Below are 6,720 nucleotides of genomic sequence, written 5' to 3'. Positions count from 1 at the left end.
TCGCCCGGGCTTTCGTCGGTGCCGGCGATCATGCTGCCAACCATGGCGCAATGGGCACCGGCGGCAATCGCCTTGGCAAAATCGCCCGAGAACTTGATGCCGCCGTCAGCGATGATCGGCGTGCCGCTGTCGCGAGCACCAGCAGCGCAATCCATGATCGCGGTCAGCTGCGGCACACCCACACCCGCCACCATCCGCGTGGTGCAGATCGAGCCCGGCCCGATCCCGACCTTGACCGCATCGGCCCCGGCGTCGATCAGGGCGCGCGTGGCTTCATAGGTGGCGACGTTGCCAGCAATCACCTGCACCTCATTCGACAGTTTCTTGGCGCGGGTCACCGCATCCAGAACGCCTTGGGAATGGCCGTGGGCGGTATCGACCACGACGATATCGACACCGGCGTCGATCAGGGCTTCGGTGCGCTCGAACCCCGCATCGCCGACCGAGGTCGCCGCAGCCACCCGCAGGCGGCCCAGACGGTCCTTGCAGGCGGTCGGGTTCAGCACGGCCTGTTCGGTGTCTTTCAGGGTCAAAAGACCGGTCAGCTTGCCCGCGCCATCGGTCACCAGAAGCTTTTCGATCCGCCGCACCTTCATCAGGTTTTTCGCCTCTTCCAGATCAGCGGGTTCGGTCAGCATCGCCAGATTGTCCGAGGTCATCATCACCCGCACCGGCGTCTTGTCATCGCTGGCAAAGCGCATGTCGCGGTTGGTGACGATGCCGACGACGCGGCCTCTTTCATCGACGACCGGAAACCCGGTGACGTTGAACCGCGCTTGCAGCGCCTTGGCATCGGCAAGGGTCTGATCGGGGGTCAGGGTGATCGGATCGAACACGATCCCGGATTCGAACCGCTTGACCCGGCGCACTTCCTGCGCCTGTTCTTCGACGTTCAGGTTCTTGTGGATCACCCCCATGCCGCCAGCCTGTGCGATGGCGATGGCCATGCGGGCTTCGGTCACGGTGTCCATCGCCGAGCTGAGCAGCGGAATGTTCAGACGGATGGATTTGGTCACAAAGGTCGATGTATCGGCCGTCGACGGCAGCACGGAACTGGCTGCGGGAACAAGCAGAACATCATCGAAGGTAAGCGCCTCGCGAATCTCCATTGGGTAGGCTCCTTGGGAGTTTTCGTTTGGCGCTTCCCTATTTCACGCATGGGGGGGAAAGAAAAGCCTTAATCGACCCATCCGGCCTGTGGCGCCCCCGTGCGGGCGCCATAGCGGTGCCATCATGCTTGCGGCGATCCGGGCAACGGCTTACACAGCCCCGACGGATCGTTTCGCTGACGAAAGGCACACCCGATGAGCGCAGGCAAGAAAACCGGAAATATCCTTGTTTGGGGGATTCTTCTGCTGTTGATGTTGGGATTGACCGGCTTTGGCGTGACCAATTTCGGCGGCTCGGTGCAAAGCGTCGGTCAGGTCGGCGACACGCCGATTTCCACCGACCGCTATTACCGGGCGCTGACGCAGGAACTGCGCGCCGCCGAGGCGCAGACCGGGCAGCGCCTGACGCTGGCCGAGGCCGAGGGTTACGGTCTGGTGCAAAACGCCCGCGCCCGCGTCATCACCGATACCGCGCTGGATAACGAACTGGTGCAGCTTGGCGTCTCGGTCGGCGATGCCGAAGTGGCGCGCTCGCTGAAAGCCTATGAGGCGTTTCAGGGTCCGACCGGCGGCTTCGACCGCGAGACCTATCGCTTTACCCTTCAGCAAAACGGCCTGACCGAAACCGAATTCGAAGAACAACTGCGCAGCGACGCCACCCGCGCGCTGTTGCAAGGCGCGATCATGGCCGGTCGGTCTGTGCCCGAAGCCTTTGGCGATCTGATCTTTGAATTTGTCGGCGCCCGTCGCGGCTATGAGCTGATCGTGCTGGATGCCGCGTCGCTGGACACGCCGGTCGGCACCCCGGACGAGGCCGCGCTGACCGCCTATTACACTGACAACGCCGCCGCCTTTACCGCGCCGGAAAGCAAATCCATCACCTATGCGCTGCTGACGCCCGACATGCTGCTGGACGCGGTCGATATCGACGAAAGCGCCCTGCGCGATCTCTATGCCGAGCGCCGCGATGATTATATCCAGCCCGAGCGCCGTCTGGTCGAGCGTCTGGTCTTTCCGACGACCGAGGCCGCCGCAACCGCCCGCGCCCGTCTGGATGCCGGCAGCGTCAGCTTTGACGATCTGGTCGCTGAACGCGGCCTCAGCCTGTCGGATATCGACCTTGGCGACGTGACCCGCGCCGATCTGGGCACTGCCGGCGCAGCGGTGTTCGATCTGTCCGAACCGGGCGTCGTCGGTCCGATCGATACCGATTTCGGCCCGGCCCTGATCCGCATGAACGCGGTGCTGGCCGCGCAGGAAGTCACCTTTGAACAAGCGCAGCCCGATCTGCGCGACGAACTGGCCCAGGACGCCGCCCGCCGTCAGATCGCCGATCTGATCGCTCAGGTCGATGACCAACTGGCCGCTGGCGCCACTCTGGAAGAGCTGGACCGCGAGACCGCGATGCAACTGGGCACCGTTGATTATTTCGACGGGCAGGATGCCTCGATCACCGGCTATGACGCCTTCCGCGCCGCCGCCGATCTGGCACAGGTCGGGGATTTCCCCGAAGTGATCGAACTCGAAGACGGCGGCATCGCCGCGCTGCGCGTCGATGAGGTGGTCGCTGCCCATCTGCGGCCGCTGGACGAGGTCCGCACCGACGCCATCGCCGGTTGGCAACTGGCCGAGATCGACCGCCGCCTGCGGGAAAAAGCCGAGGCGCTGAAAGCCCGCGCCGACGCAGGTGAAGCGCTGAACACGCTGGGTCTGCCGGTAGAAACCGTCGCCCCCGTGACCCGTGGCACCACCGCCCCCGCCACCCTGTCCGAGCCGCTGTTCGCGCTGGCCGCCCCCGGCGACATCACCGTGGTCGCGCCCGGCGATCAGACGGTCTATCTGCTGCAACTGACGCAGATCCTGCCGCCGTCCGCCGATGACAAGGGCGCGCAGTTCATGCGCTCGACCCTGGAAGGCCAGGCCGCGCAGGGCATGTCGCAAGACCTGTTCGCCTATTTCGCCCAGTCCCGGCTGTCCGACGCGGGCCTGACCCTGAACGAAGCCGCAATCAAAGCGGTCCACGCACAAATTCCCTGAGGCAAGACATGGCCGCGCTCTCTCCTACTTTCGAGGCCTTCGAGGCCGGATTTTCCGCCGGACAAAATCAGGTCGTCTATGCCCGTCTGGCCGCCGATCTGGATACGCCGGTCAGCCTGATGCTGAAACTGGCCGACGCCCGCAAAGACAGCTTCATGCTGGAATCGGTCACCGGCGGCGAGGTGCGCGGCCGCTATTCGGTCGTCGGCATGAAGCCTGACGTGATCTGGCAGTGCCACGGCACCCAAAGCCGGATCAACCGCAATGCCCGCGTCGATCCCGAAAGCTTTGCCGCACAGGACGGCGCGCCTCTGGACAATCTGCGGGCGTTGATCGCCGAAAGCCGGATCGACCTGCCCGAGGCCCTGCCCCCCATCGCCGCCGGGCTGTTCGGCTATCTGGGGTACGACATGATCCGGCTGGTCGAGCACCTGCCGAACGTCAACCCCGACCCGCTGGGCCTGCCCGATGCGGTGATGCTGCGGCCGTCGGTCGTGGCGGTTCTGGACGGCGTCAAGGGCGAGGTCACTGTGGTGTCGCCCGCCTTTGCCAGCAGCGGCCTGTCGGCCCGTGCCGCCTATGCCCAGGCCGCCGAGCGGGTGATGGACGCGGTGCGCGAACTGGAACGCTCGATCCCCGATGCCAGCCGCAATCTGGGCGAGATCACCCCGGTCGGCGAACCGGTCTCGAACTTTACCAAGGACGGCTATCTGGCCGCGGTGGAAAAGGCCAAAGATTACATCCGCGCCGGCGACATCTTTCAGGTCGTGCCGGCACAGCGCTGGACGCAGGATTTCAAACTGCCGCCTTTCGCGCTGTATCGCAGCCTGCGCCGCACCAACCCGTCGCCGTTCATGTTCTTTTTCAACTTCGGCGGCTTTCAGGTGATCGGCGCCAGCCCGGAAATTCTGGTGCGGGTGTTTGACGGTCAGGTCACCATCCGCCCGATCGCCGGCACCCGCCCGCGCGGCGCCACCCCGGATCAGGACCGCGCCTATGAGGCCGATCTTCTGGCCGACCAAAAGGAACTGGCCGAGCACCTGATGCTGCTGGATCTGGGCCGCAACGATGTTGGCCGCGTCGCCAGGATCGGCACCGTGCGCCCGACCGAAGAATTCATCATCGAACGCTACAGCCACGTGATGCATATCGTCTCAAACGTGGTGGGCGAGCTCAGCGATGACCACGACGCGCTGTCGGCGCTGCTGGCTGGCCTGCCCGCAGGCACCGTGTCCGGCGCCCCCAAGGTGCGCGCGATGGAGATCATCGACGAGCTTGAGCCGGAAAAACGCGGCGTCTATGGCGGCGGTGTCGGTTATTTCGCTGCCAATGGCGACATGGACATGTGTATCGCGCTGCGCACTGCGGTGCTGAAAGACGAGAAGCTTTATATTCAGGCCGGGGGCGGTGTCGTCTACGACAGCAACCCCGAGGCGGAATTCGAGGAAACCGTCAACAAGTCCAAAGCCATCCGCCGCGCCGCCGAGGATGCCGGTCTGTTCGTGCGCTCGGGCAACAGCTGACCTGCTCGGATCAAATCGCGGCGGTCAGGCCCGCCGCGATGCCTCCGGCGGGGATATTTTTACTCAGAAGAAACCGGCTTTTTCTTGGTCTAAATACTCACTGCGCAACCGCTGATCCGGGGGCGCGGTCAGTCTTTCAGCAACACCGCCGAGATCGGCGCCATCTGCACATCGGCGCCTTTGCCGTCCAGCGCCCAGGTGAACAGCGCCGACACCGTCTCGGGCGTGCTATGGCCCAGCATCACCACTGACCCATCCTGCGTCGCCTTGAAGGCAGCGCGGTCCAGATAGCGGCGGATGGTCGGGGCGGATTCCGCATCCGCGTCCAGCACCCGGAAGATCAGGCCCGCAGGCAGATCGGCACCTTCGGCGATCTGTTGCGCACTGTTCAGGCCGTGGTCAAACGTGACCAGCCCGTGACCGCTGTCGCTGAGCACCGCCACCATCTGCCGCAGCAAGGTGCGGTCTGCCGGAAAGCCGGTGGTTTCGGGTTCGATCACCGCAACGGCCTGTGGCACCTTGTTCATCCCGGCCTGCATCGTGACCTCGATATCTTTCGCTGTCGCGCCCTCGGGCAATTGCGGCGGGATCATCACCACTTCGAACCCGGCCAGACGATAATCGGCGGCCACGGTAAAGGCATCCTTGCGGCTGGCGTCGATCGCGAAGGTCACCGGAAAGCTGAAGCTGGCCAGCGTGGCGCGATCCAGTGCGCCCGAGCCGTCGTCGATCAGGATCACCGAGAACAGCGGCTTGCCCGCAACCGGGCGGAACGGCACCGAGTTGATGGTCAGCGCGCCCTTGCGTGCCGGGGTCGGTGCCGGGGCCTCGACCCGGGCGGTGTCGGGATCGCGGGTTTCAACGTCGTTGGTCACTGTCGGCAGGCGGCCGGTGGTGACGCCGGGCACATTGCCGCCGATGGGCGGAACCGGCACGCCGATGCCGGTCGGCGGACGGGTTGCCGCCGGGGCGACCGGGGCGGATTCAGTGGCGGGCTGTGCGGGCGTGGCGGCGCCGGGGCTGGGCAGAACCGGTTGTTCGGTATCGGGTGCCTTGCCGGTGGCGTCGGTGGATTCGGGCGCGGCCATAGCGCCGGGTGCGCCGGTTTTCGCCATCGGCTGCGGCGCGGGCGCGGTATCGGCGGTGGTGCGATCCGGCTGGGCCGAGGACGGCGCGGCGGGCGCATGGCCGGGCGCGGCCGGTGCCGACGTGCCGGGCAGTTGCGGCGCGGTATCGGCGGGCGGGCGGTTGAATTCAGACCCGGGCGAGAGTTTGATCTCGCCGGTGCGCGGCGCGCTGGACGGCGCGCCTGCGGGGGCGGTTTCGGGGCTGGCGGGCGATCGGTCGGGCGAGGCCGCGGGCGCAAGCGATGGCTGTTGCGCTGGCGCTTTCACCGGCAGGCCCGGCATTTGCGTCGTGGGCGCCACCAGTGACAGGAATACCAGCCCGGTTGCGGTCGCAACTGTGCCCCAGATCAGACCTTTCACAACGCTTGTCATGCGAATTCTTGCCTCCGACTGCTCTGGCTTGTCCGCCATTGGCCGCTCTTGCCCTTGACCCCGGCACGCGGCTCTGAACATGTATAGCCCGACCACGCGCCGGGTTCACCCCTTATTCATACGAAGGCCGCTTTGCCATGCTACTTCTGATCGATAACTACGACAGCTTTACCTACAACCTTGTCCATTATCTTGGCGAGTTGGGGGCCGATGTCAAAGTGGTGCGCAATGACGCGATGGATGTGCAGCAGGCGATGGCGCTGCGCCCCGAGGCAATCCTGCTGTCGCCCGGCCCCTGCGATCCGGCTCAGGCCGGGATCTGTCTGGCGCTGACCCGCGCCGCCGCCGAGGTCGGAACCCCGCTTTTGGGCGTCTGTCTGGGCCATCAGACCATTGGCGAGGCCTTTGGCGGCAAGGTGGTGCGCGCCGATGAGATCGTGCATGGCAAGATGGGCCTGATGCACCACGACGGCACCGGCGTTTTTGCCGGTCTGCCTTCGCCGTTCAAGGCCACGCGCTATCATTCGCTGATCGTCGAACGCGCCAGCCTGC

Annotated in this window: 5 protein-coding genes; 3 read left to right on the top strand and 2 right to left on the bottom strand. The window is 65.5% G+C overall.

Going from position 1 to position 6,720, the window contains the following annotated elements:
- A partial coding sequence (gene guaB / locus ABYW26_RS08535) for an IMP dehydrogenase (protein ID WP_372604353.1) occupies window positions 1-1,109 on the bottom strand: 1,109 nt, incomplete at its 3' end.
- 195 nt (window positions 1,110-1,304) lie between these two features.
- On the opposite strand from guaB, the gene ABYW26_RS08530 reads away from it, so the two are divergent.
- Window positions 1,305-3,146 (top strand): peptidyl-prolyl cis-trans isomerase, encoded by a 1,842-nt coding sequence (locus tag ABYW26_RS08530; protein WP_372604352.1) that lies wholly within the window; start codon window positions 1,305-1,307, stop codon window positions 3,144-3,146.
- 8 nt (window positions 3,147-3,154) lie between these two features.
- A complete protein-coding gene (gene trpE / locus ABYW26_RS08525) occupies window positions 3,155-4,669 on the top strand; it encodes an anthranilate synthase component I (RefSeq protein WP_372604351.1) in 1,515 nt (504 codons plus the stop codon).
- 128 nt (window positions 4,670-4,797) lie between these two features.
- Here trpE and ABYW26_RS08520 read toward each other — a convergent pair whose 3' ends face one another.
- A complete protein-coding gene (locus ABYW26_RS08520; RefSeq protein WP_372604349.1) occupies window positions 4,798-6,168 on the bottom strand; it encodes a divergent polysaccharide deacetylase family protein in 1,371 nt (456 codons plus the stop codon).
- A 137-nt stretch (window positions 6,169-6,305) separates the two neighbouring features.
- On the opposite strand from ABYW26_RS08520, the gene ABYW26_RS08515 reads away from it, so the two are divergent.
- Window positions 6,306-6,720, top strand: a 415-nt coding sequence (locus tag ABYW26_RS08515) for an aminodeoxychorismate/anthranilate synthase component II (RefSeq protein ID WP_372604347.1), incomplete at its 3' end; no start/stop codon positions are given.

Source organism: Actibacterium sp. (assembly GCF_041584535.1).
In the GTDB taxonomy this organism is placed as follows: domain Bacteria; phylum Pseudomonadota; class Alphaproteobacteria; order Rhodobacterales; family Rhodobacteraceae; genus Actibacterium_D.
Note: the sequence above shows the minus strand (reverse complement) of the source record. Positions and strands in the feature narration are given on the sequence as shown.